Annotated in this window: 19 protein-coding genes and 3 pseudogenes; 7 read left to right on the top strand and 15 right to left on the bottom strand. The window is 68.0% G+C overall.

The genetic code is table 11. The annotated features are described in order from the left end of the window. Positions 1–77 precede the first annotated feature (77 nt). The 3 genes from petA to FGL25_RS04850 are packed head-to-tail and all read left to right on the top strand — an operon-like array spanning position 78 to position 2,829. Complete coding sequence (petA, locus tag FGL25_RS04840) at positions 78–632, top strand: ubiquinol-cytochrome c reductase iron-sulfur subunit (protein WP_040345735.1); 555 nt, start codon at positions 78–80, stop codon at positions 630–632. Between the two features lie 17 nt (positions 633–649). Further along, positions 650–1,948, top strand: a complete 1,299-nt coding sequence (locus FGL25_RS04845) for a cytochrome b (protein WP_003165565.1) — start codon at positions 650–652, stop codon at positions 1,946–1,948. A 5-nt stretch (positions 1,949–1,953) separates the two neighbouring features. Further along, positions 1,954–2,829, top strand: coding sequence for a cytochrome c1 (locus FGL25_RS04850; protein WP_003165564.1), 876 nt, complete (start codon positions 1,954–1,956; stop codon positions 2,827–2,829). A gap of 76 nt (positions 2,830–2,905) precedes the next feature. Here FGL25_RS04850 and FGL25_RS04855 read toward each other — a convergent pair whose 3' ends face one another. From FGL25_RS04855 to FGL25_RS04895, 11 genes and pseudogenes are all read right to left on the bottom strand, one after another. Continuing rightward, positions 2,906–3,223, bottom strand: a complete 318-nt coding sequence (locus FGL25_RS04855; RefSeq protein ID WP_167493286.1) for a hypothetical protein — start codon at positions 3,221–3,223, stop codon at positions 2,906–2,908. Positions 3,224–3,436: 213 nt separating this feature from the next. After that, positions 3,437–4,842: pseudogene (locus tag FGL25_RS17915) on the bottom strand (M28 family peptidase). Then, positions 4,788–5,039 carry a hypothetical protein gene (locus FGL25_RS17340; protein ID WP_252970034.1) on the bottom strand — a complete coding sequence of 84 codons (252 nt, stop codon included), beginning with the start codon at positions 5,037–5,039 and terminating at the stop codon, positions 4,788–4,790. The pseudogene FGL25_RS17915 and the gene FGL25_RS17340 overlap by 55 nt, the downstream one beginning before the upstream one ends. 71 nt (positions 5,040–5,110) lie before the next feature. Next, positions 5,111–6,796, bottom strand: coding sequence for a PA domain-containing protein (locus tag FGL25_RS18090; protein ID WP_252970035.1), 1,686 nt, complete (start codon positions 6,794–6,796; stop codon positions 5,111–5,113). Positions 6,797–6,905: 109 nt separating this feature from the next. Then, the gene (locus FGL25_RS18095; protein WP_252970036.1) at positions 6,906–7,106 is read right to left on the bottom strand and encodes a PLP-dependent transferase; all 201 of its coding nucleotides are present in this window, start codon (positions 7,104–7,106) and stop codon (positions 6,906–6,908) included. After that, positions 7,015–8,178 (bottom strand): O-acetylhomoserine aminocarboxypropyltransferase/cysteine synthase family protein, encoded by a 1,164-nt coding sequence (locus FGL25_RS04870; RefSeq protein ID WP_252970037.1) that lies wholly within the window; start codon positions 8,176–8,178, stop codon positions 7,015–7,017. The genes FGL25_RS18095 and FGL25_RS04870 overlap by 92 nt, the downstream gene beginning before the upstream one ends. A gap of 130 nt (positions 8,179–8,308) precedes the next feature. Then, entirely contained in the window at positions 8,309–9,406 is a 1,098-nt protein-coding gene (gene ychF, locus FGL25_RS04875) for a redox-regulated ATPase YchF (protein ID WP_003165559.1), read from the bottom strand. Positions 9,407–9,479: 73 nt separating this feature from the next. Further along, positions 9,480–9,974 (bottom strand): copper chaperone PCu(A)C, encoded by a 495-nt coding sequence (locus FGL25_RS04880; protein ID WP_003165558.1) that lies wholly within the window; start codon positions 9,972–9,974, stop codon positions 9,480–9,482. Between the two features lie 14 nt (positions 9,975–9,988). After that, entirely contained in the window at positions 9,989–11,371 is a 1,383-nt protein-coding gene (locus tag FGL25_RS04885; protein WP_138141103.1) for a PepSY-associated TM helix domain-containing protein, read from the bottom strand. Continuing rightward, positions 11,371–13,440: a TonB-dependent receptor family protein gene (locus FGL25_RS04890; protein ID WP_138141104.1), complete on the bottom strand. Its 2,070-nt coding sequence runs from the start codon at positions 13,438–13,440 to the stop codon at positions 11,371–11,373. The genes FGL25_RS04885 and FGL25_RS04890 overlap by 1 nt, the downstream gene beginning before the upstream one ends. Positions 13,441–13,515: 75 nt before the next feature. Then, positions 13,516–13,902: a DUF2946 family protein gene (locus tag FGL25_RS04895; protein WP_138141105.1), complete on the bottom strand. Its 387-nt coding sequence runs from the start codon at positions 13,900–13,902 to the stop codon at positions 13,516–13,518. A gap of 128 nt (positions 13,903–14,030) precedes the next feature. Here FGL25_RS04895 and FGL25_RS04900 point away from each other — a divergent pair, with 128 nt between their 5' ends. Next, complete coding sequence (locus FGL25_RS04900; RefSeq protein WP_138141106.1) at positions 14,031–15,440, top strand: DUF4139 domain-containing protein; 1,410 nt, start codon at positions 14,031–14,033, stop codon at positions 15,438–15,440. Between the two features lie 4 nt (positions 15,441–15,444). Continuing rightward, positions 15,445–17,046, top strand: coding sequence for a DUF4139 domain-containing protein (locus FGL25_RS04905; protein WP_138141107.1), 1,602 nt, complete (start codon positions 15,445–15,447; stop codon positions 17,044–17,046). Between the two features lie 25 nt (positions 17,047–17,071). Here the strand turns inward: FGL25_RS04905 and pth are convergent, their stop codons facing one another. From pth to FGL25_RS04925, 4 genes and pseudogenes are all read right to left on the bottom strand, one after another. Beyond that, a complete protein-coding gene (gene pth / locus FGL25_RS04910) occupies positions 17,072–17,677 on the bottom strand; it encodes an aminoacyl-tRNA hydrolase (RefSeq protein WP_138141108.1) in 606 nt (201 codons plus the stop codon). A gap of 120 nt (positions 17,678–17,797) precedes the next feature. Beyond that, complete coding sequence (locus FGL25_RS04915) at positions 17,798–18,415, bottom strand: 50S ribosomal protein L25/general stress protein Ctc (RefSeq protein ID WP_003165552.1); 618 nt, start codon at positions 18,413–18,415, stop codon at positions 17,798–17,800. Between the two features lie 150 nt (positions 18,416–18,565). Continuing rightward, the gene (locus FGL25_RS04920) at positions 18,566–19,630 is read right to left on the bottom strand and encodes a hypothetical protein (RefSeq protein WP_138141109.1); all 1,065 of its coding nucleotides are present in this window, start codon (positions 19,628–19,630) and stop codon (positions 18,566–18,568) included. Positions 19,631–19,741: 111 nt separating this feature from the next. Then, positions 19,742–20,678: pseudogene (locus FGL25_RS04925) on the bottom strand (ribose-phosphate pyrophosphokinase). Positions 20,679–20,889: 211 nt separating this feature from the next. Here FGL25_RS04925 and FGL25_RS04930 point away from each other — a divergent pair. Together FGL25_RS04930 and recN are read left to right on the top strand one after the other, a co-directional pair. Next, positions 20,890–21,753 (top strand): outer membrane protein assembly factor BamD, encoded by an 864-nt coding sequence (locus FGL25_RS04930; RefSeq protein ID WP_138141110.1) that lies wholly within the window; start codon positions 20,890–20,892, stop codon positions 21,751–21,753. A gap of 94 nt (positions 21,754–21,847) precedes the next feature. Further along, positions 21,848–23,545: pseudogene (recN, locus tag FGL25_RS18100) on the top strand (DNA repair protein RecN). Positions 23,546–23,722: the final 177 nt, after the last annotated feature.

The raw sequence follows: 23,722 nt of genomic DNA on the forward strand, positions 1-23,722 counted from the left end.
TGCCGTCGCATGATAGGGTTCCATTCGGTTGACGTCCCTTCCCGGGGCGGGCGACCGGCGATGCAGAGGTGAAACGCGTGGCCGAATCGGTCGTGAATGCTGACGGGCCTGACGGCCAACACGGGGGTGGCGACGCCACCCGCCGCGACTTCATCCACATTGCGGCGGGCGCGGCTGCGGCCGGCGCCGGCGTGATGGTGGCGTGGCCCCTGATCAACCAGATGAACCCGGCGGCCGACACCCTGGCCCTGGCGTCGATCGAATTCGATCTGACCAAGGTTCAGGAAGGCCAGCAGGTCGTCATCAAGTGGCAGGGCAAGCCGGTGTTCGTGCGCTATCGCACCCCGGCCGAACTGACCAAGGTCATCGACGAGGGCGCCGTGGGCAGCCCGCCGCAGACCGACGCCGAGCGCACCAAGGAAGGCCACGAGAAATATCTCGTCGTCATCGGTTCGTGCACCCACCTGGGCTGCGTGCCGACCTTCAACGCCGGTGAATACGGCGGCTGGTTCTGCCCGTGCCACGGTTCGCACTACGACGCCTCGGGCCGCATCCGTAAGGGACCGGCGCCGCTGAACCTGATCGTGCCGAACTACGAATACGTGTCCGACACCCGCGTGAAGATCGGCTGAGGACGGACAGAGGAACCATGAGCGATCACGAATCCACTTACGTCCCGAAGACCGCCGTTGAGCGGTGGATGGACACCCGCCTGCCGATCATCCGTTTCGGCATGGACTATGCGAACCTGCCGACCCCGAAGAACCTGAACTACTGGTGGACCTTCGGCGGCATCCTGGCGATCTGCCTGATGACCCAGATCATCACCGGCATCGTCCTGGCCATGCACTACACCCCGCACGTCGACATGGCCTTCGCCTCGGTCGAGCGCATCATGCGCGACGTGAACGGCGGCTGGCTGATCCGTTATGTGCACGCCAACGGCGCGTCGATGTTCTTCATCGCCGTCTACCTGCACATGCTGCGGGGCCTCTACTACGGCTCCTATAAGGCGCCGCGCGAGATGATCTGGATCGTCGGCTGCGTCATCTTCTTCCTGATGATCGCCACGGCCTTCCTGGGCTACGTCCTGCCGTGGGGCCAGATGTCCTTCTGGGGCGCTGAGGTCATCACCAACCTGATCGGCGCCATTCCGGTCGTCGGCGAGCCGATCCTGGTCTGGCTGCGCGGCGGCCCGGCGATCGACAACGCGACGCTGAACCGCTTCTTCTCGCTGCACTACCTGCTGCCGTTCGTCATCGCCGGCTGCGTGGTGCTGCACCTGTGGGCCCTGCACGCCGCCGGTCAGAACAACCCGGTCGGCATCCTGATCCCGAAGGACCGTCAGGCCAAGGACACGCTGCCCTTCCACCCGTACTTCACGGTCAAGGACGGCTTTGCGATCATCCTGTTCCTGATCCTGTTCGCGGTGTTCGTCTTCTACAACCCGGGCGCCCTGGGCCACGCCGATAACTACATCCCGGCCAACCCGCTGCAGACCCCGGCGCACATCGTGCCTGAGTGGTACATGCTGCCCTTCTACGCGATCCTGCGCGCCATCCCCGACAAGTTCGGCGGCGTGGTGGCCATGTTCGCCGCGATCGGCGTGCTGTTCGTCCTGCCGTGGCTGGATACGTCCAAGGTGCGCTCCATGCGCTACCGCCCGACGATGAAGACCTTCTTCATCATCTTCCTGTTCGTCTGCTTCGGCCTGGGCTGGTGCGGCGCGCAGCTGCCGGACGCGCCGGTCGTGCCGGGCATGCCCAGCTTCAACCTGATCGACGGCCAGCTGAACTCCTACCTGTGGCTGACCCGCCTGTTCACCGCCTACTACTTCGTCTTCTTCCTGGTGCTGATGCCTCTCATCGGCCTGCGTGAGAAGCCGCTGCCGATCCCGGCGACGATCTCGGAGCCCGTGCTCCCGTCGACCGCAGCCGAGAAGGCCTGAGCGCGATGATGAGCAACGAGAAAAAGACCGTGTCCTTCCGCAAGATCCTCGTCTCCGTGACGGCCGCTGTCGGCCTGGTCGCCATCGCCGCTCCGGCGATGGCCGCCGGGGGCGCCAAGCATCCGCGCGACGGCGGCTTCAGCTTCGCCGGTCCGTTCGGCACCTTCGACCAGGGCCAGCTGCAGCGCGGCTACAAGGTCTATCGTGAAGTCTGCGCCTCCTGCCACGGCATGGATCTGGTGCACTTCCGCAACCTGGGCGACAAGCACGGGCCGTTCTGGAATCCGAAGTATCCGAACCCGAACGACAACCCGGTCGTGAAGGCTCTGGCCAAGGAGATTCAGGTCGCCGACATCGACTCGGAAACGGGTGAAGACCTGCGTCGCGACGCCACCACGGCGGACCGCTTCCCCAACCCCTACCCGAACCCGACGGCGGCCGCTGCGGCCAACGGCGGCGCCATGCCGCCGGACCTGTCGGTCATGGCCAAGGCCCGCCACGACGGCGCCAACTACATCTATTCGCTGCTGTCAGGCTATTCGACCCCGCCGGCGGGCCTGAAGATGGCGCCGGGCCAGCACTACAACCCCTATATGGCGGGCGACATGACCCCGTTCTGGGAAGGCAAGGGCCATGTGCCGCCGGGCGGCTTCATCGCCATGCCGGCGCCGCTGACCGCCGGTCAGGTCACTTATGACGACGGCACCGAGGCGACCGTGGACCAGATGTCCAAGGACGTCGCCGCCTTCATCGCCTGGACGTCCGAGCCGAAGATGGTCGAGCGCAAGCAGATGGGCTTCGGCGTCATCATCTTCCTGCTGGCCTTCGCGGGCGTGACCTACGCCAGCTATCGCCGCATCTGGAAGGGCGTCGCCCACTAAGGCGCTTTCTCCTCGCAGACGAAACGACCCGCCGGAGCGATCCGGCGGGTTTTTTCGTGGGCGGCGTCCTGTGCCGTCAGCGCGCCAGGGTGGTGCAGCGGATCAGGCGCTGGGGCTGCTCATTGGGCCGATCCAGCCAGATCAGGCGCAAGGTGTCGTCGGTGGCTTCGAAGCGGGCGGGCCGTTCGGCCTGGCCGGCGGCCGTCTGGCAGGAGAGGAGGGCGTCGTAGCCTTGGCCGCGCTCATTGATGGTTTCGATCACGCAGAGCAGTCCGCGCCCGTGCAGATCGGTGGTGGTGATCTCGAGCGCGGCCTCATCGTCTGGCTGCGCGCAGGCGCCGGCCGCGGCGGCCCATCGGCCGACGAAGCTGGTCGCGCCGGCGCCGCGCAGCAAGGGCTCCATCCCCGGCGGGCGCTGGGGCGGGGGCGCCGAGGTTCCCGGCCCCTGTATGGGTTGGGCGGGCTCCGTGGGCGGGTTGACCTGTCCCGGCGGGTCGCAGGCCGCCAGCAGGGTCGCCAGCACGACGAAGAAGAGAGGCGAAGGCGCTTCATTTCCGCCTCAACGTGCGGGCGGGCGAGGGCGTTGCCGCCCTTGCCTTTTGATGCGTCAGCGTCGGGCCGCCGCGCTGCGGTCGCGGACCTGGCCGAACTCGGAGGTCGGCTTCCAACTCGGCCATTCGTCGCCGTTGGCCAGGTCCAGGCCCAGGCGATAGAGCAGGGTCAGGTTCTCGACCGCCGAGCGCAGATCCCAGTCGGCCGACCACTCGTCGCTGGGGCGGTGATAGTCGGCGCCGAACTTGGCTTTCCAGGCGGCCAGGCCCGCCTCGCGGCCGCCCTCGACCCAATCCACCCCGTGCCAGGGCATCAGGGCCGGCACGCCCGCGCGGGCGAAGGGGAAGTGGTCGGAGCGGTAGTAGAATTCTGCTCCGGCTGGCCGTCGTCGGAGACGTAGCGGCCTTCCTGTTCGGCCAGGGCCTGAAGGTCGTCTTCGAGGCTGTTCTGGCCCTTGCCGAAGATGGGCACGTCGCGAGTCGGGCCGCTGAGGGGCAGCATGTCGATATTGATGTCGGCCACCGTGGTCTCCAGCGGATAGACCGGATCGGCGACATAGGCGTAGGCGCCCAGCAGGCCCATCTCCTCGGCCGCCATATGGGCGAAGACGAGGGTGCGCTTCGGCGTCGGGGCGGCCTTCAGCTGGCGCGCCATCTCGACCACGCCGATGGTGCCTGAGGCGTTGTCCCAGGCGCCGTTGAACACCTTGTCGTCGCCCGCTGCGTGTTCATTGACGCCGACATGGTCCCAGTGGGCGGAGTAGATGACGACCTCGTTCGGGCGTTCTGTTCCGGTGATGCGCGCCAGAAGGTTGTGAGTGCGCAGGATTTCGACCGATTCCTCGGCCGAGGCGGTGATCCGCGTCTCCAGCGGGAAGGCGCGGAAGTCGCCGGTTTCGAGGCGGGGCTTCAGCGACGCCAGGTCCACGCCCATTTCGACGGCGACCTCGCGGTTGACGGCGCCGCTGAGGGTCAGTTCGGCCGAGCCCGGCGTCAGGGTGTGGGTGCGGTTCGCCCCCGATGTCTCACGTCGCCAGGCGGCCGTCCCTGCGTCGCCGTCGACGACGGTCAGAACCGCCACGGCGCCGCGCCGCTTGGCCTCGTCGGCCTTATAGGCTGCGGACTGGTAGGTGGTGGCGTAGGGCCGTTGAACAGTTCGCCGTCCGGCTCGCCCGCCACGACCAGGACGACCGCCCCGGTCACGTCCAGATCGCCGTAGTCGTCCCAGCCCCGCTCGGGCGCATGGATGCCGTAGCCCGCGAAGACTACGGGGGTGGTCGATCACCTGGCCCACGGCCGCATCGTTCATCGCCCGCAGGGTGAAGTCGGTCCCGGCGATCAGGGCGCGGCCGCCGGACGTGGCGCTGGCCCAGGCCAGGGCCGCTTCGCCCCTGGGCGTCAGGCGCTTCAGGTCGATGACCTGCAGCCATTGGCCGTTCGGTCCGCCAGGCTCCAGCCCCATGGCCTCATACTGGGCTGCAGCCAGTCCAGCGTCTTCTGCTCGCCCTGCGTGCCGGGGTAGCGGCCCTGGAAGTCGTCGGCGCTGATGACGCGGATGTCGTCGGACAGGCGCTGGGCCGAGAAGTCCTGGGCCGAGGCGGCGCCCGCGACGAGGATCAGCGCGGCGGCGGCGACGCCGCGAATGAAGCGATGGTGCATGGCGTTTCCTTCGACCTTCCCCACGAGGCCGTTTCCCATAGTCTTAGGGCGGCCCCTTGCGAGGCCGCCCCTTACATTTTCGTCATGTTCGACCGAAGGGCCGGATCAGCGGCGCTGAGCGGCGCTCTTGGCGCGTTCCGGGCCGAACTCCGAGCCGGACTTCCATTCCGGCCAGGTGCGGCTTGTTGGCCAAATCCTGACCGACCTTGAACATGACATCCAGATCCTGAAGCATGCCCGAATAGTCCCAATCGGCCTCCCACTCGTCCGCCGCCTGGTGATAGCGGTTGGCGCGATAGTCGGCGGCGCGCGCCAGGCGCGGCTCGATCGGCGCGTCGACGAACTCGCCCGTCGAGGACAGATAGGCCATCGGCACGCCCTTCTTGGCGAGCGGGAAGTGGTCGGAGCGGAAGTAGATGCCCGCCGCCGCCCCCGGCGTCGCCGACGAAGCCGCGCCCCTGCGCCGCCGCCGCCGCGATCACCGGCTCGTCCAGTTCTGAATGGCCGTAGCCGGTCACGCCCAGCTTGTTCATCCGACCGAAGACGCGGCCGAGTCGATGTTGAAGCCGCCGACGGTCTTCTCCACCGGATACAGCGGGTTGGCGGCGTAGAATTCCGAACCCAGCAGGCCGCTTTCCTCGCCGGTGAAGCTGATCATGACGATGGTGCGCTCCGGCCGCGGTCCGGCCGACCATTGGCGCGCCATCTCCAGCAGGGCCGCCGTGCCCGAGGCATTGTCGATGGCGCCGTTGAAGATGCGGTCGCCGTTGGCGTCCGGCTCGCCCATGCCGATGTGGTCCCAGTGGCCGGTGTAGAGGATGGTCTCGTCCGGATGGGTCGTGCCCTTCCAGCTTGGCCACGACGTTGTGGGTGACGATGCCCTCGGACTTCACGTCCATGCGGGCGTCGAGGGTGGCGCCCTTCAGTTCGACCGGCTGGAAGTCGCGGCTGCGCGCCTTGATCTTCTCCTGCTCAAAATCGAGGCCCGCGCGGCGGAACAGGTCGACGGCCAGATCGCGCTGGATCCAGCCTTCCATCGCCACGCGCTCGGCCGACGGATCGGCGCGCACGATGTCGAACTGCGGCACGCCCCAGGAGTTGGCGACCGTGGTCCAGCCGTAGGAGGCGGGCTTGGTCTCATGCACGATCAGCACGCCCGCCGCGCCCTGACGTGCGGCTTCCTCGAACTTGTAGGTCCAGCGGCCGTAATAGGTCATGGCCTCGCCGCCGAAGGTGTTCAGCGACGGGTCTTCGAAGTCGGCGTCGTTGACCAGGACGACGATCACCTTGCCGCGCACGTCGGTCTTGAAGTCGTTCCACTGACGCTCGGGCGCGCTGATGCCGTAGCCGACGAAGACCAGCGGCGCGTCCTTCAGGTCGACGCCGTTGCTGGGCAGGCGGGTCGTCATGGTGACTTCCTGGCCCTGCGTCAGCGGCTGGCTCCAGTCGCCCAGCTTCAGCTGGCCCGAGACGTTGGAGACGGTGAAGCGGTTCAGGCCGACCGCCTGGGTCCAGCCGCCGTTCTCGCCGCCCGGCGCGAAGCCGGCGGCCGCATACTGGCGGCTCAGGTAGTCGATGACCTTCTGCTCGGCCGGGGTGGCGATGCCGCGCCCCTCGAAGCTGTCGTCCGACAGGACGCGGATGTCCTCGGAAATGCGCGCGGCGTCGAAGGCGGGCGCGGTCTGGGCCTGAGCAGCGGCGCCGCCGGCCAGGGCCGCGGCGAAAGCCAGGACGGCGACGGAAGATGAAATACGCATACAGTCTCACCCCTCGGAGAATTCGATGGCGGGACCGTAGTGAGCCGGATCAGCGGAGTCGACAGCCAAGCGCCGCGTCGGCGGCGCCTGGCTGGGACAGGTCGAAAAATCAGACGGCGGCCAGCGCCTGGTCCAGATCGGCGATCAGGTCGTCGATGTGTTCGATGCCGACGGACAGGCGCACGGTGTCCTCGGTCACGCCCGCCTTCTTCAGCTCGTCAGGCGACAGCTGGCGGTGGGTGGTCGAGGCTGGGTGGCAGACCAGCGACTTGGCGTCGCCGATGTTGACCAGACGGGTGAAGATCTTCACCGCGTCCTGGAAGCGGGCGCCCGCCTCGCGGGCCGCCCTTCACGCCGAAAGTCAGAAGGCCGGACGCCTTGCCGCCGAAATACTTCTTGATCAGCGGGTTGGACGGATGGTCTTCCAGCCCGGCGTAGTTGACCCATTCCACCTTGGGGTGGGCCTTCAGCCACTGGGCGACGGCGGTCGCGTTCTCGACGTGGCGGTCCATGCGCAGGGCCAGCGTCTCAAGCCCCTGAAGGATCAGGAAGCTGTTGAACGGCGAGATGGCGGCGCCCGTGTTGCGCAGCAGGACGGTGCGCACCCGGCCGATGAAGGCCGCCGGGCCAAGCGCCTCGGTGTAGACGACGCCGTGGTAACTGACTTCCGGCTCGTTCAGGCGGCGGAAGCGCGCCTTGTGCTCGGCCCAGGGGAAGTTGCCGCTGTCCACGATGGCGCCGCCGATGCTGGTGCCGTGGCCGCCGATGTATTTGGTCAGGGAGTGGATGACGATGTCCGCGCCGTGCTCGATCGGGCGGGTCAGGTAGGGGGTCGGCACGGTGTTGTCGACGATCAGCGGCAACCCTTGCGCGTGGGCCGCGTCGGCCAGGGCGCCGAAGTCGACGACATTGCCCAGCGGGTTGCCGATGGATTCGCAGAAGACCGCCTTGGTGCGCTCATCCGTATGGGCGGCGATGGCGGCCGGGTCGGCGGCGTCGATGAAGCGCACCGTGACGCCGTACTGGGGCAGGGTGTGGGCGAACAGATTATAGGTGCCGCCATACAGGGTCGAGGTGGCGATAATGTTGTCGCCCGCCTCCGCGATGGTCAGGATCGCATAGGTGATCGCCGCCTGACCCGAGGCCACGGTCAGCGCCGCAATGCCGCCCTCCAGCGCCGCGATGCGCTGTTCCAGCACGTCGGACGTCGGGTTCATGATGCGGGTGTAGATGTTGCCCGCCACCTTCAGGTCGAACAGATCCGCCCCGTGCTGGGTGTCGTCGAAGGCGTAGCTGGTGGTCTGATAGATAGGCACGGCAACCGATTTGGTGGTCGGATCAGGCGAATAGCCCGCATGCACGGCGAGGGTATCGAACTTCATGGCGTCCCTGGAGAATTTTCAGCGTCAGTCGAGCCGATTCATCCAGGGCTTTGGCGACACCTGCAAGGGTATGGAATTTCAGTAATTCTATCAGGGCGGTCAGATTTTCTAACCGCCCTGAGGAAACGTCCTAGTTGTTGAACAGGAAATGCATCACATCCCCGTCCTTGACGACGTAGGCCTTGCCTTCGGCGCGCATCTTGCCGGCTTCCTTGGCGCCCGCTTCGCCTTTCAGCGCGACATAGTCGTCGAAGGCGATGGTCTCGCCGCGGATGAAGCCTTTTTCGAAGTCGGTGTGGATCACGCCCGCCGCCTGCGGCGCGGTGGCGCCGACGGGGATGGTCCAGGCGCGCGCTTCCTTCGGCCCGACGGTGAAGTAGGTCTGCAGGCCCAGCAGCTTGTAGGCCTCGCGGATCAGGCGGTTCAGGCCGGGCTCTTCCAGACCCAGGGTCTCGAGGAACTCCTTCTGCTCCTCGTCGTCCAGGACGGCGATTTCCGACTCGATCTGGGCCGAGATGACGACTGAGTTGGCGTTGTCCTCGGCGGCGCGCTTGGCGACCAGATCGGACAGCTCATTGCCCTTGTCGGCCGAGCCTTCCTCGACGTTGGCGACATAGAGGGCGGGCAGGGCGGTCAGCAGCTGCAGCATGTCCCAGGCCTTCTTGTCCTCCTTGGACACCTCGGCCAGACGCGCGGGCTTGCCGTCGCGCAGTTTTTCGAGCGCGGCGTCGATCAGCTTCAGGTTCAGCTGGGATTCCTTGTCGCCGCCCTTGGCGCGCTTCTCGATCTGGACGCGGCGGCGCTCAAGGCTCTCGAGGTCGGCCAGCATCAGCTCGGTCTCGATGATCTCGAGGTCCGAGATCGGGTCGATGCGGTTCTCGACGTGGGTGATGTCGTCATCGACGAAACAGCGGGCGACGAAGGCGATGGCGTCGCAGTCGCGGATGTTGGCCAGGAACTGATTGCCCAGGCCCTCGCCCTTGGATGCGCCGCGCACCAGACCGGCGATGTCCACGAAGGTGATCCGCGAGGGGATGATCTCCTTGGAACCGGCGATGCCGGCCAGGACGTTCAGGCGCGGCTCCGGCACGGCCACGTCGCCGGTGTTCGGCTCGATGGTGCAGAACGGATAGTTGGCCGCTTGGGCCGCCGCCGTCTTGGTCAGGGCGTTGAACAGGGTGGACTTGCCGACGTTGGGCAGGCCGACGATCGCGACTTTCAGGGCCATGGTATTCCTCGTGAGCGCGAGCCTTTAGCCGGTTCGGGCCGGTTTGTCAGGCTCGCGCCGTCAAGAGAGCTTCCTACTCTTCGGAATCCACCACCGGCGGCTGCTTGATGGCCGCGTGGACGCCGATAGGACCGGCCTTCTCGAACGTCAGGGTGAAGGAGGCGACGCCGCCGTCGACCAGAGGATCGCGCAGGCCCATCAGCATGATGTGATTGCCGCCGGGCTTCAGCTCGACCGGGGTTCCGGCGGGCAGGGGCAGGCCGTCGGCCAGGTGGGCCATGCTCATGACCCCGTTCTCCATCTTCATCTCATGCACCTCGGCCGACTGGGCCAGGGCGGTCGAGACGCTGACCAGACGGTCGTCGGAGCCTGCCGTCAGGGTCAGGTAGCAGCCCCCGGCCTTGGCGCCGTTGGGGGTGGGGCGGCACCAGGCGTCGGCGACCTGGACCACGCCGGGGGCGACGGCGGCGTCCTTGGCGGCTTCGGCCGACTTTTCGGCGGGCTGGCCGCAGGCGGCGAGGGTGAGGGCGGCGGCCGACAGGACGGTCAGGGCGAACAGAGGTTTCATGTTGAAGCTCCTTCTCAAGAGGCTGCGACGGGCTTGGACCTGGCGAACGCCCGCGCCGCTCGGTCGAGCAGCAGGGCGGCCACGAGGCTCAGTCCCGTCAAGGGATAGAGGATGGACAGGGGGATGACGATGCACAGCACGGCGATTCTCGCGCGGGGGCCGGGCGGCGCGGGCGGGGCGCCGGCAAGGCGGCGCGACAGGCTGGGCGGGCGGCGCTTCCACCACATGATCAACCCGCTGATCGCCAGCAGCCAGACGGCGATGCAGCCGATCAGCATGACGATGCGGTTGATCCAGCCGTATTGCGTTCCCTGATGGACGGCGATGCCCCATTCGAAGCCCTTGGCCATGACGCCGAACTGGCTCCAGCGCAGGTCGGCCTTCACCGCCCCGGTGGCGCCATCGACATAGAGGCTGCGGGCGTCCTCGGCCTTGCGGGTCTGGCGGGAGACGGTCCAGGCCAGGTCGGAGGATCGGGGGATGCTGACGGTGAAGGGGCGGGGCAGGCCCTGTTCACGCGCGGTTTCAAGAACGCGCGACAGACTGGCGACGCCGTGCCCATGCCCGTGGTCATGGACGGGCAGGACGGCGTTCTCCAGCGTCCAGCCCACGCCCGCCGGGGTGTCGTGGGGTTGGGCGTGGCTCCACGGGCTGGCGGCGGCGGGCGCGGGCGGGCGGCCCAGACCCGTGCCGCGCATGACGCCCATGAACCGATCGCCCCAGACGGCCGACCAAGGCATCCCGGTGACGGCGAGGAAGATGATCACCCCGCCGACATAGAAGCCGGTCAGGGCGTGAACGTCGCGCCAAAAGGGGCGGCGTCCCGCGTCCGTCTCACGCGGCCTCAGCACGGCGCCGGTGCGGCGGCGCGGCCACCACAGGTAGAGGCCGGTGGCGCACAGGATGATGGCCCAGCCCGCGACGATCTCGACCAGAATGTTCAGCGCCGTGCCGATGGGGCCGCCGAACAGGCTGAGGGAGTGCAGCGTCTTGATCGTCTCGGTCACGCCGCCATAGGCGGTGACGCCGGTGACCGTGGCGGTGTGCGGATCGACGAAGACGGTGCGCTGGGCGCCGTCGGGCCTGTCGACGCGGACGCGCACGGCCTGATCGGCGCGGTCAGGCACCAGCACATTTGCCGCCCGGCCTTCGCCTGCGCGGGCGGCGGCGGCCAGCCACTGATCAGGATCGGCTTGCTGGGCGCTGGCCGGAACCTGGATCATGGAGCGATAGACGGCGTGGTCGATCTCGTCCTTGAACAGATACAGGCCGCCCGTCAGCGTCAGCAGCATCAGGAACGGCATCACCAGCACCCCGGCGTAGAAGTGCCAGCGCCAGACGGCCCGATAGGCGCCGGACATCATGTCCGGCGCCTTGGTCTTGAGAGAGGCGGTCATCAGTAGGCCAGCCGCAGGCCGACGAAGACCGAACGGCCCTCGCCGGGGAAGAAGACGGCCGTCTGCGACGAGCGAGCGTCGGTCACGGCCGAGAACTCGCCGACGTAACGCTTGTCGGTCAGGTTACGCGCGTCGATGTAGATCGAGGCGTTTGGGCCGATGTTGAAGCCGCCGGTCAGTCCCAGCACGGCGTAGTCCGGCGCCTTCATGGTGTTGGCGTAGTCGACATAGGGGCTGGACAGCCGCCACTCGACCGACGGCGTGACGAAGACGCCCGTCGGATGGCGCCAGGCCAGCTCGGCCCGGTACTGGTGCTCAGGCACGACCGGCAGGCGGTTGTCGCCCCAGCGCGCATCGCCGTCGAAGCGGAAGTCGCTCCAGTTATAGACCTGACGCAGCATCAGCGACCCGTCCGCCAGTTCGACCGGCAGGGTCCAGTCCAGCCCGGCCTCGATTCCCTGATGGATCGTCTTCTTGGCGTTGAAGGTGGCGGCGGGGATGTCGGGGCCGGTGATGAAGTTCAGCATCTCGCCCTCGATCCGGCTGCGATAGGCGACCAGATCCCAGGCCAGAGGGCCATGACGGCCGCGCGTGCCGATCTCGCCGGTCCAGGCGTCCTGAACCTCGACCGGGGTGAAGCCGGTCAGCGGCGCCTGCACCAGGGCGCCGAAGGTCGGCGGTTCGACCGAGCGGGTGACGTTGGCGAAGACCTGGGCGCCGTTTTCGGCTTCCCACAACAGGCCCATGCGCGGCGAGAACCACTCGTAGTCGCGGCTGGCGTCATTGGCCGGGGTCATGCGGTTCAGATAGTCGCGGGTGGCGCGTCCCCATGAGCCGCCCGCGACCAGCGCCAGTTGGTCGGTTACGAACAGCCGCCCCTCGGCGAAGACGTCCAGCCCAGAGGCGTCCTGACGCGCATCGGCGGTCTTGGCGCCGCGCTGACCCGCCAGGTTCACATAGCGCAGGGCCTCGACCTCTCCCTCGCGCCACGAGAAGCCGTAGAAGGCGTCGGCGCGCAGGCCGCCGATCTGGCCGGTCCAGTCGATGCGGGCGAAGGCGCCGCGCGTGGCGCTGTCCTGATCCATCACCTGGAAGATCGGGTGATACAGCGACTTCTCCCAGCCCCAGACGGCGCCCTCGAACAGGGTGGACTCATTGAAGCGCCAGCGGGTCTGGAGCGTCAGCCGCTTGACCGTCAGGTCGCGCGCCTGATCGCCGGACAGGGCGTTGGCGGCGGCCTTGCGCGGCGTGTTCAGCGCCTCTTCCAATGTCAGAGAGCCGGGCATGTCCTGCTTGATGTCGGCGGCCTGGGCGATCAGGCGCACTTCGCGGTCCTCGCCGAAGGAACGGCCCGCATTGACGGTCAGGCGCCCCTGCGATTGCTGGCTGTGGTCGCGCCAGCCGTCGCCCTGCATGGCGGTGGCTGCGGCGAAGACGTCCCAGTCGCCATAGGTCTCGGCGACGGCGGCATGAGCGCGCACGAAGCCGTAGCTGCCGCCCTCGACCTGCATCAGGGCGCGCTGGCGGGCCGTGCGGCCGGTCGGGGTGACGAGGTTGATCGCCCCGCCCAACTGGGCCCCGCCGAAGCGCAGGGTGTTGGCGCCCTTCCACACCTCGACATAGCGGGCGCTGAGGGAATCGACGCTCTGGAAGTCGGAAAAGCCGTCGGCGTCGGCGAAGGGCACGCCGTCCTGGGCGAACAGGACGCCGCGCTGGTGGAAGCCCTGGGCGATGCCCGAGCCGCGAATGGACAGGCGGCTTTCCTCGCCGAACCGCTTCTGCGCCAGCACGCCGGGGACGTTGCGCAGGGTGTCTGCGAACCCCTGAACGAAGCGGTCGGAGTAGCTTTCGGCCGACACCACGGCGACGGCGCCGGGGGTGCGGCTGAGCCGGTCGCGGGCCTCGGCCACGACGGTCGGGTCTTCGGCGTTGCGCCGGCCGGTGACGATGATGCTGTCGACGACGGTTGGGCTGTCAGCCTCCGACAGGTCGTAGGCATGGGCGAGGGACGGCGCCAGGCAGGCGCCGATCAGCAGGGCGCACGGCGCCGCAGCGGTCTTGAGAGACATGGAATTCGTATCCTGAAAACAGATGTGCGGCCGCGCAGGCCTTCAGCAGGCGCGCGGCGTCGATGGGGCTGGTTTTCAGGCGTGAGGCGGGGCGCGCGACGGCGGGCGCGGCGGAGCGCGGGCCGGGGGCGGGGGGCTGGCGATGAAGGGGGCGTAGACGACGGCCTGCGTCAGGCGCACGACCGGCGCCGGTTCCGGCGCGGCGGGCGCGGGCAGGGCCGCCAGCAGCGGCATGACGCAGGCGGCGCATTTGGCGCCCATCTCGGCCTTGATCGGGCCGTCGACGCCGCCGGACTGGATGGTCTGGGGACCATCGGCCGAGCAGATGACGATGGGCTGGCCGGGCGTGGACGCCGCTAGCGCCGCGAACGGCATCAGGCTGCCGATCACGATGGCGAACGTCGCGGCCAGGAAGGCCAGCGAGCGCCAGGTCGACCAGTTTTCAGCCTGAGAGCGGGTCACGCGGCAGGGCTTAAACCTTCCCAGGCGGGGAAGCTAGACCGGCGAGGGACGACACGGCGTCGCGTGCGGCCTCGACAAGATCGCCTTCGCAGTGCAGCGTGACGCTTGGACAGTCATCGAGGACACGCATGATCCGCGCCATCGGACCCTTCGCTCTAGCCCTGCTTCTTGCCGCGCCTGCGGCCGCGCAACAGGTGGAGGAGGGGCCGGGCGGTCCCGATCGCGTCTCCCTGACGGTCTACAACCAGAACATCGCCCTGGTGGAGGACGTGCGGAACCTGAACGTGCCCGCCGGGCGCTCGCGTCAGGTGTTTCCGGGCGTTTCGGCCAGCATCCGGCCCGAGACGGTCGGCCTGTCGGGGCGCGGCCTGTCGGTGGTCGAGCAGAACTTCGACTATGACCTGCTGACACCGGGCAAGCTGATGGAAAGCGCCGTCGGCAATGAGATCGGCATCGTCCGCACCAACCCCGGATCGGGCGCGCAATCGACCGAGCGCGCCCGCGTGCTGGCGGCGAATCAGGGCGTGGTGCTGCAGATCGGCGACCGCATCGAGGTGCTGCGCGACGACGGCGTGCCGACGCGCGTCATCTTCGACCGGGTGCCGCAGAACCTGCGCCCGCGCCCGACGCTCAGCGTCACCCTAGACGCCGAGGGGGCTGGTCGCCGTGAGACGACCCTGTCCTATCTGACCAGCGGCCTGACGTGGAAGGCGGACTATGTCGCCCGTTTTGATGAAAAGGCGGGCAAGCTCGACCTGACCGGCTGGGTGACGCTGACCAACAACTCAGGCGCGACCTTCAGCAACGCCCAGACGCGCGTGGTGGCGGGCGACGTCAATCTGATCAATCAGGGCGGCTATAATCCGCGCCCGCCGGTCCGTGCCAATACGCGCGGCAATGGAACCCAGTCGGGCGGTGAGGGCGCGCTGGCCGACGTCTATGTCTATCCGCTGCCCGAGGCCGTGACGGTCGCCAACAACCAGACCAAGCAGGTCGGTCTGATCGACGCGGCGGGCGTTCCCGCGACCAAGCGCTATCTGCGGGTGGTCGACGGTTTCTACAGCGCCGAGGAGCCGGCGGCGGCCGAGGTCGGGGTCATCTTCGCCAACGGATCGGGTGATGCGGCGCGCGCCCTGCCTGCGGGCGTGATCCGCGTCTATGTGAAGGATGAGGCGGGCGAGCCGCGCTTCATCGGCGAAAGCCAGGTCGACCACTCGCCTGCCGGGTCCGAGATCGTGGTGACGACGGGCGACGCCTTTGATGTGACGGTGCAGCCGCGTCTGGTCTCGTCCGAGCGGGTGTCGAAGCGCCTGGTCGACTATTTCCGCACCCGTTATGCGATGGAATACACCGTCCGCAACGCTCGGCCTGAGCCGGTGACGGTCGAAGTGCGCCAGCGCGGTCTGGGCCGCGACACCGAACTGACGGATCAGAGCATCACGGGCGAGATGCGCGACGCACGCACCGTCGTCTGGCGCGTGCCCGTGCCCGCCAACGGCGAGACCAAGCTGACCGCGACCATCACCACGGGCGGTTGATCTCATGCGCCGCCTTCTGGCGATCACCACTGCGCTGAGCCTTCTGGGGCCCACGGCCTGGGCCCAGACGGAGAGCGTGTCTGCGCGTCCTGACGGGGCGACGGTGGTGATCTATCGCGACCGGCCGGTCGATACGGTCGCCCTGATGGAACAGTCGCGCCAGCCGTGGAGCCGGCTGGACCGTCAGGGGCTGGCCCTGATCGTCGAGACGCGCACGGTCGATCTTCCGGCGGGCGAGGGGATCATCCGTTTTCGCGGACTGGCCACCGGCGTGGTGCCGCAGAGCGCGGTGCTGGAGGGCCTGCCCGCCCATGTGGTCGAGCGCAACGCCGACTTCGACCTGCTGTCGCCGGCCAGTCTGATGGAGAAGTCGGTGGGCGAGGTGGTGCGCGTCGTTCGCACCAATCCGGCGACTGGCGAACAGGTCGAGAAGGCCGCGGTCATCCGTGCGGGCGCTCAAGGCACTGTGCTGGAGATCGACGGCCGGTTCGAGGCGCTGGACTGCTCGGGCCAGACCGAGCGGGTCGTGTTCGACCGCGTGCCAGAGGGGCTGGGCGACCAGCCGACCCTGTCGGTGCGCACGCGCGCCGAGCGAGCGGGACGGCATACGGTGACGCTGGCCTATCTGACCACGGGGCTGCAGTGGTCGGCGGACTATGTGGCCCAGCTTAACCCGACGGACGGGACGCTGGACCTGACCGGATGGGTGACGCTGGCCAACTTCGGCGGCACGGGGTTCCCCGACGCCCCGGTTCAGGTGGTGGCGGGCACGCTGAGGAAGGACGCAGGCACCGTGCCGGTCGAGCCGTTGGTCCGCTATCAGCAGAACCAGTGCTGGCCGCAGGGGACGACGACGCTGGGCAGTGGTCTGCAGCCCACTTACAAGCAGGATCGCGTCGAATACACAGGGCCTCCTGTTATTTTACCTGGTCCGCCTCCGCCCCCTGTGCCTATGGCCGCGCGAGAGGTCACTGTAACCGCCATGGCGCGTCAGGGCGAACTGGGCGACTACAAGATCTACACCCTGCCCGAGCCGACCACGGTAGCGGCGCGCCAGACCAAGCAGGTGCGCTTTCTGGAGCGCGAGGCCGTGGCCTATGAGCGGGTCTATCGCGCCGGGGTGCTGAACCCGGACGAGGAGACGCAGCCCACGGCCATCGTCATGAAGCTGCGCAATGAGGAGGGCGCCGGGCTGGGCGTGGCCCTGCCGGGCGGTTCGGTGGCGGTGATGCAGCCGGACGGAGCGGGCGGAGTGCTGCTGGCCGGTCAGGACCGGTTCGAGGACAAGGGCGTAGGCCTGCCGGTGCGGCTGACCTTCGGCGAATCGCCGGATGTGCGAGTTCAGACGCGGCTGGTGAAGTCCGGGCGCTCGACGCGCGGCGCCGTCACGACCGAGCGCACCGAAGTCGAGACCACCGTCACCAACGCCCGCTCTGAACAAGTGACGGTCGAACTGGTCGCCTCGGCCGCTATGCAGCGCGGTTTCCGTATCCGCAGCCAGTCGGTGCGCAGTCGGGTGGACGACACCGGCTATCCGGTCTGGACGCTGAGCGTGCCGGCGAATGGCGCGGCGACTCTGAAGGCGGCGTGGACGACGACGGATTGATCGACCCTCTCCCAGCGGGAGAGGGTTACTCCCCCTTCGCCGCCTGCCTCGGACTGAACTTGGGAGCAGGAGCCAGGCGCATCACTTCGCCTTGATAGCGTTCGTCGTCGCCGTTCACCGCGAAGGGCAGGGCGTCGGCGCAGGCCTGCAGCATGGCGTCCAGCCACGGCTTGTCGGCCTTGTGGAAGTCGCCCAGGACGTGGGCGTGGACCAACTGAGGCTCGCCAGGGTGGCCGATGCCCATGCGGGCGCGGCGGAAGTCGGCGCCCAGGTGGCTGATCAGGCTGCGGATCCCGTTCTGACCCGCCGCGCCGCCGCCCTTCTTCATGCGGAAGCGGCCGGGGGCCAGGTCGATCTCGTCGTGGAAGACGATGACGTGCTCGGGCTTCACCTTGTAGAAGCGCGCCGCCTCGCCCACGGCCCGGCCGCTCTCGTTCATATAGGTCTGGGGCTTCATCAGCAGAACTTTGGTCCCCTCGACCTCGCCGTCGGCGACGATCGACTGGAACTTGGCGCGGGCGGGGCCGAAGCGCCAGCGGCTGGCGATCTCGTCCACGGCCATGAAGCCGATGTTGTGGCGGTTCTTTTCGTATTTGGGGCCGGGATTGCCCAGGCCGGCGATGATGATCATGCGATCCTCATGCCTCGTGCTTCGGGCAAAGAAAAGCCCCGCCAGGCGAACCGGGCGGGGCTGATTTCTGATCCCCTCAGGCAGCCCTGCGCCGCGCGCAGGGCGATAGGGGAAGAAACCTTAGGCTTCTTCGGCTTCGCCTTCGGCGGTGGTGTCGCCGGCGTCCGACTGAGCGGCGGCCGAGTTCTTGATCGCGGCGATCATGAAGTCACGGTCGGTGATGGTCGGCGCAGCGCCTTCCGGCAGTTGGATGTCCGAGATGCGGATGTTCTCGCCGATCTCGCGGCCCTTCAGGTCGACGACCAGTTCAGCCGGGATACGGTCGGCGCGGACCATGATCTCGACGGTGTGGCGAACCACTTCCAGCATGCCGCCCTGACGGGTGTAGGGAGCTTCGTCGGCGTTGACGAAGGCGACCGGGATTTCGATCTTGATCTCTTCCTTGGCGCCGACGCGCATCAGGTCGAAGTGCAGCGGACGGTCGGAAACCGGATCGAACTGGATGTCCTTGGCGATGACCGGCTGGGTTTCCTTGCCGTACTTCAGGGTCACCAGGTGACCGATCAGCTTGCCGGTGTACAGCGACTTGCGGAACTCACGCTCGTTCACGGAGATGGCCACCGGGGCCTTGTCGCCGCCGTACAGCACGCCGGGGACGGCGCCTTCGCGGCGCGCGGCGCGGGCGCCGCCGGTGCCCACGTTTTCGCGGACATCAACGTTCAGAATGATCTCAGCCATCGGGCTCGCCTTCAATACAAGTAAACGCCTGCGCAGAACCGTGTCCCGCGCGGCGGGGTCATGAACCCTTCGAATTCAAGAGCGCGGGCTATTACACGGAACACGGGGAGGACGCAACCGCCCCGGCTCAGCCCACTGCGATAATCAGCCTCAGCCGTGCGGGGACGCGGTCGGCGAAGACTGGTTCTGCGCCTGGGCCATCGGCGTGGGCGCGCCTGTAGGCGGCACGGCCACGGTGATGGTCGGCATCGGTCCCGTATACTGCGAGGTGCACTGGGCCAGGTCGCGAACGACGTGACGACCGGCGCAGAAGATGTCTTCATAGTTCGGCTTGGCCGCCGCAAGGCACTGGAACAGCATCAGCTTCGACATGCTGAGGCAGAACTCATTGTTCGATTCGGTCGTCAGGGCGTCTGTGTTCGCCTTGGCGTCCTCGCCCGCCGCGCCCAGGGCCGCCAGGGCCGCGATGGCCAGGGAGTTGACGATGGCGGGCGTGAACGGCGCGCCGCGCTGGGCGGCGGTCAGGTTCAGGCCCGAGCCGCTGTGGGCGGCGGCGAAAAGACGGGCGCTGTCCTCGGCCGAGGGCAGACGCGGCACGGCCGACAGGGACTTGGCGCCTTCCAGGCGGCCGTTGCGGTCGGCGACGGGCTGGGTGGCCCAGCGGCGGCGCGGGTCGCTGCGTCCCTGGATGGTGTAGGCGTCCGTCTCCACCGCCTCGGCGATGGCGGTCATGGTCGCCGCGTCTTGGCCCATGGTGCTGGCGATCAGGCCGGCGGCGGCTTCCGCGCCGGGCAGGGTGGCGGCGTAGGCCGGGTCGGCGACGATTCGCGACACCATCTGCTGGCGCTGGGCCGGGTCGGAGGCGAACTGGCGCACGCCGGCGACGTATTCAGGCGATTGCAGGGCCAGGATGGCGCCGTAGGCGATCATGCCGCGCGACAGCTGGCCGGCCTCGACGGCGGCGCCCTTGCGGACGGCGGCCTGGATGGATTCGGCGTCAGGGAAGCCGGCCTGGATCGACCCGACTTCGCGCACGAAGGCGACATAGACCGAGGCGGCCTCGGCCACGCTCTGGTTCAGCGCCAGGGCAGGGGGCGGCGGCGGGGGCGGCGCAGGGGGCGGCGCTTCCGGCTCAGGCGTCGAACAGCTGGCCAGGACGGCGGCGGCGGCGACAGCGGCGACGGAGAGGCCGCGACGCAAGAAGGCCTGGGGCATCGGCGATCTTCCCTTGCTTTTAAGCGATACGCACTTGGACGGGCGTCGGAGGCGCGAGGCGCCTACCGAACTACAAGCCCTTATATCGCGGAGGGAATGGTTAGCCGAACCTTAATCGAACAGCTTTGAGACCGACTCTTCGTTGGCGATGCGCCGAATCGCCTCGCCCATCAGCGGAGCCACGGGCACGCGACGGATCTTCGAGCAGTTCAAAACTTCGTCAGGTTGTTCGATGGAGTCGGTGATCACCAGCTCCTTCAGAGGGCCGTTGGCGACGCGGTCGACCGCCGGCCCCGACAGGACGCCGTGGCTGATGTAGGCCGAGACCTCGGTCGCGCCGCGGGTCGATCAGCGCCTTGGCGGCGTTCACCAGGGTGCCGCCCGAATCGACGATGTCGTCGAACAGGATGCAGCGGCGGCCTTCGACGTCGCCGATGATGTTCATGACTTCGCTCTCGCCCGCCTTGGGACGGCGCTTGTCGACGATGGCGAGGTCGGCGTTCAGGCGGCTGGCCAGCGAGCGCGCGCGCACCACGCCGCCGACGTCGGGCGAGACGATCATCAGGTCGTCGCCCTTCGGATAGTTGTCCTTGATGTCCTGGGCCAGGACGGGCGTCGCCACCAGATTATCGGTCGGGATGTCGAAGAAGCCCTGAATCTGGCCGGCGTGCAGGTCCATGGTCAGCACGCGGTCGGCGCCAGCGCGGGTGATCAGATTGGCGACCAGCTTGGCCGAGATCGGCGTACGGCCGCCGGTCTTACGGTCCTGACGGGCGTAGCCGAAGTAGGGCATGACGGCCGTGATCCGCTTGGCCGAGGCGCGCACCAGCGCGTCGGTCATGATCAGCAGCTCCATCAGATTGTCGTTGGCCGGATACGAGGTCGACTGGATGATGAAGACATCCTCGCCGCGCACGTTCTCCTCGACGACGGCGAACACTTCATTATCCGCGAAACGCTTCACCTGGGCCTTGGTCAGCGGCATGTCCAGGTGGGCAGCGATGGCCTGGGCCAAGCTCCGGTTCGAATTGCCTGCGAGCAGCTTCATTGACCGGTCATCCTTTCGCCGTCATCGCTCCGCCAATAGTCGCGGATGCGTTTCTGGACGCGCTCTCTAGGCGGCGAACGGTGCGGCGTCCAGCCGTGTTCCGGTCGGATCTTCGATTTCAGCCGATTGGCTTGGGCGCGGGCGCTGTTATAGAGGACGCATCCTGCTAACGAGGGCGCGTGTCGCGTGTCCGCGTCCCGAAGGCATCTTGATGAGGTCGCCCTTGCTCGCTTCGAAGTCTCGTACCGGCCTGACCCTGTTGACGGTCGCCGTCGCGGCCCTGTCGCTTTCCGCCTGCGCCGGCAACAAGCCGCGCCAGAAGCTGGCCTATGAGGAGCGTCCGGTCGAGGCCCTCTACAACACCGGCTATCAGCGCCTGCAGTCCAAGCGCTGGATGGACGCCGTCGACTACTTCCAGGAGGTGGAGCGTCAGCACCCCTATTCGGAATGGGCGCGTCGGGCGATCCTGATGCAGGTCTACGCCTATTATCAGAACAACAACTATCAGGACGCGATCGCGGCGGCTGACCGCTTCATCGCCCTGTTCCCCGGCAATCCGTCGGCTAGCTACGCCTTCTACATGAAGGCTGTCTGCAACTTCGAGCAGATCGTCGACGTGGGCCGGGACCAGGGCTACGCCGAGGCCGCCCTGGCGGGTCTGCGCGACGTGGTGCGTCGCTATCCCGGTTCGTCCTACGCCACCGATGCGCGGGTCAAGATCGACATGGTCAACGACCAGCTGGCCGGCAAGGAAATGACCGTCGGCCGCTATTACCAGCGCGCCAACCAGCCGCTGGGCGCGTTGAATCGCTACAAGGCCGTCATCAACAACCCCGACTTCCAGCGCACCTCGCACACGCCTGAGGCCCTGTATCGTCTGGTCGAGGTCAATCTGAGCCTAGGTCTGACGGAGGAGGCGACCCGCAACGCCGCCGTCCTGGGCCACAACTATCCGGGCAGCCCCTGGTACGCCGAGGCCTTCGCCCTGCTGCGCGAGCGCGGCGAGAACCCGACGGTCCAGCTTGAAGGCAAGCGCGAATCCTGGCTGCAACGCCTGATCCCCGGCGGCGCCTGATCCGGTCGCAGGGCAGTGACGCAGCGTGATTAAGGCGCTGCGTTCCTGTTCTGTTTCCGGCTAGGATGCGGCGAAACATCGAATCAGATCGCCCATGCTGACCACCCTCTCGATCCGTGACGTCGTCCTCGTCGACGCCCTTGACCTGGAGGTCGAGGACGGTCTGACCGTGCTGACCGGCGAGACGGGGGCGGGCAAGTCCATCATCCTCGACGCGCTGGGCCTGGCGCTGGGCGCGCGTTCCGACGCGGGGCTGGTGCGCAACGGCGCCAAGCAGGCCTCGGCTACGGCCGTCTTCACCGCGCTGATGATGAGGCGCTGATCGCCCTGTTGTCCGAACGCGGCTTCGAGGTCGCGCCGGGCGAAGAGCTGATACTGCGCCGGGTGGTCTCGGCCGACGGCCGCAGCCGCGCCTATGTCAACGATCAGCCCGCCGGGGTGACGGCCCTGCGCGAGATCGGCGCCCTGCTGGTCGAGGTGCACGGCCAGCATGAAACCGTCGGCCTGCTGGACTGGAAGACGCACCGGGCGCTGCTGGACAACTACGGCGGGCTGCAGCCGCAACTGGCGGGCGTAGCGGGGGCGGCCGAGCGTCTGAAGGCGGCGCAGGCCCATCTGGATGATCTGGAAGCCTCGGCCGCCGAGGCTGCGGCCAAGGCCGAGGAAATCGCGCAGAATCTGGCCGATCTCGACGCCCTTGATCCCAAGGCCGGACGAAGAGACGGAGCTTGCGGGTGAACGCGCCATCCTGGGCGCGGCGGAAAAGGCGGTGGCCGATCTGGCCGACGCGCGCAATCTGCTGGGCGGCGACAAGCTGAGCCAGCGTCTGGCCTCGGCCCTGCGCGCGGTGGAGCACGCGCGCCAGCGGGCGGTGCAGGCGGGCGCAGAGGGCGATAATCCCATCATCGTCAAACTGGCCTCGGCCGCCGAGGCGGTGGACCGCGCCCTGGTCGAAGCGACCGAAGCGGTGGCTTGTGTCGACGCTGCGGCTGACGCCTTCGACTTCGAGCCGGGCCGTCTGGACAAGGCGGAGGAGCGGCTGTTCGCCCTGCGCGCCGCCGCTCGCAAGCTGAACACCACGGTCGAGGCGTTGCCGGGGCTACGACTGCGCCTGCGCGAACAGCTGCGCCTGATCGAGGACGGTGAAGAGGCGCTGACCAAGGCCCGCCGCGACGTCGCCGTGGCGATGGGAGGCCTATGACGTGGCGGCCATGCTGCTGACCTCGGCGCGCGAGGCGGCGGGGACCGGCTGGTCGCCGCCGTCATGGACGAACTTGGCCCGTTGAAGCTGGAGCGCGCCCGCTTCCGCGTGACGCTGGAGCCGGTCGAAGGGCGTCGCGGTCCGCTGGGCGTCGAGACGGTGCGGTTCGAGGTGGCGACCAACGCCGGAACCGCCTTCGGGCCGCTGGACACGGTGGCGTCGGGCGGGGAGCTGGCGCGTTTCGCGCTGGCGATGAAGGCGGCGCTGGCCAGCCGCGAGGATCAGCGCCAGCCGGTCATGATCTTCGACGAGGTGGATCAGGGCGTCGGCGGCGCCGTGGCCGAGGCCGTGGGCGGGCGCCTGCAACGCCTGTCGCGCGGGGCGCAGGTGCTGGTCGTGACGCACAGCCCGCAGGTCGCCGCGCGCGGCCACGCTCACTGGAAGGTGCGCAAGGCGGACGTGGAGGGCCATACGCGGACCTCCATCGACGTGTTGGAGGAAGGTCCGCGCCAGGAAGAGATCGCGCGGATGCTGTCGGGCGCCGAGATCACCGATGAAGCGCGCGCGGCGGCGCGGGTGCTGATCGGCTAACCTCTTCCTTCTCCCCTTGTGGGAGAAGGTGGCAGGCGGAGCCTGACGGATGAGGGGTGTCGACTCCCCATTTTCTCGGAATTCGATGAGCGGGCGTCAGTACGGCGTTCACAACCGATGCGCTGACACCCCTCATCCGAGCGCCTCCGGCGCCCGCCTTCTCCCTCAAGGGGAGAA

It is taken from the genome of Brevundimonas vancanneytii, from assembly GCF_901421975.1.
GTDB lineage: Bacteria > Pseudomonadota > Alphaproteobacteria > Caulobacterales > Caulobacteraceae > Brevundimonas > Brevundimonas diminuta.

Coding starts and splice junctions, on each gene's coding strand:
- FGL25_RS04845 (WP_003165565.1), top strand. CDS start 650: ATGAGCGATCACGAATCCACTTACGTCCCGAAGACCGCCGTTGAGCGG.
- FGL25_RS04850 (WP_003165564.1), top strand. CDS start 1,954: ATGATGAGCAACGAGAAAAAGACCGTGTCCTTCCGCAAGATCCTCGTC.
- FGL25_RS17340 (WP_252970034.1), bottom strand. CDS start 5,039: ATGCACCATCGCTTCATTCGCGGCGTCGCCGCCGCCGCGCTGATCCTC.
- FGL25_RS18090 (WP_252970035.1), bottom strand. CDS start 6,796: ATGCGTATTTCATCTTCCGTCGCCGTCCTGGCTTTCGCCGCGGCCCTG.
- FGL25_RS04870 (WP_252970037.1), bottom strand. CDS start 8,178: ATGAAGTTCGATACCCTCGCCGTGCATGCGGGCTATTCGCCTGATCCG.
- ychF (WP_003165559.1), bottom strand. CDS start 9,406: ATGGCCCTGAAAGTCGCGATCGTCGGCCTGCCCAACGTCGGCAAGTCC.
- FGL25_RS04880 (WP_003165558.1), bottom strand. CDS start 9,974: ATGAAACCTCTGTTCGCCCTGACCGTCCTGTCGGCCGCCGCCCTCACC.
- FGL25_RS04885 (WP_138141103.1), bottom strand. CDS start 11,371: ATGACCGCCTCTCTCAAGACCAAGGCGCCGGACATGATGTCCGGCGCC.
- FGL25_RS04890 (WP_138141104.1), bottom strand. CDS start 13,440: ATGTCTCTCAAGACCGCTGCGGCGCCGTGCGCCCTGCTGATCGGCGCC.
- FGL25_RS04900 (WP_138141106.1), top strand. CDS start 14,031: ATGATCCGCGCCATCGGACCCTTCGCTCTAGCCCTGCTTCTTGCCGCG.
- FGL25_RS04905 (WP_138141107.1), top strand. CDS start 15,445: ATGCGCCGCCTTCTGGCGATCACCACTGCGCTGAGCCTTCTGGGGCCC.
- pth (WP_138141108.1), bottom strand. CDS start 17,677: ATGATCATCATCGCCGGCCTGGGCAATCCCGGCCCCAAATACGAAAAG.
- FGL25_RS04915 (WP_003165552.1), bottom strand. CDS start 18,415: ATGGCTGAGATCATTCTGAACGTTGATGTCCGCGAAAACGTGGGCACC.
- FGL25_RS04920 (WP_138141109.1), bottom strand. CDS start 19,630: ATGCCCCAGGCCTTCTTGCGTCGCGGCCTCTCCGTCGCCGCTGTCGCC.
- FGL25_RS04930 (WP_138141110.1), top strand. CDS start 20,890: ATGAGGTCGCCCTTGCTCGCTTCGAAGTCTCGTACCGGCCTGACCCTG.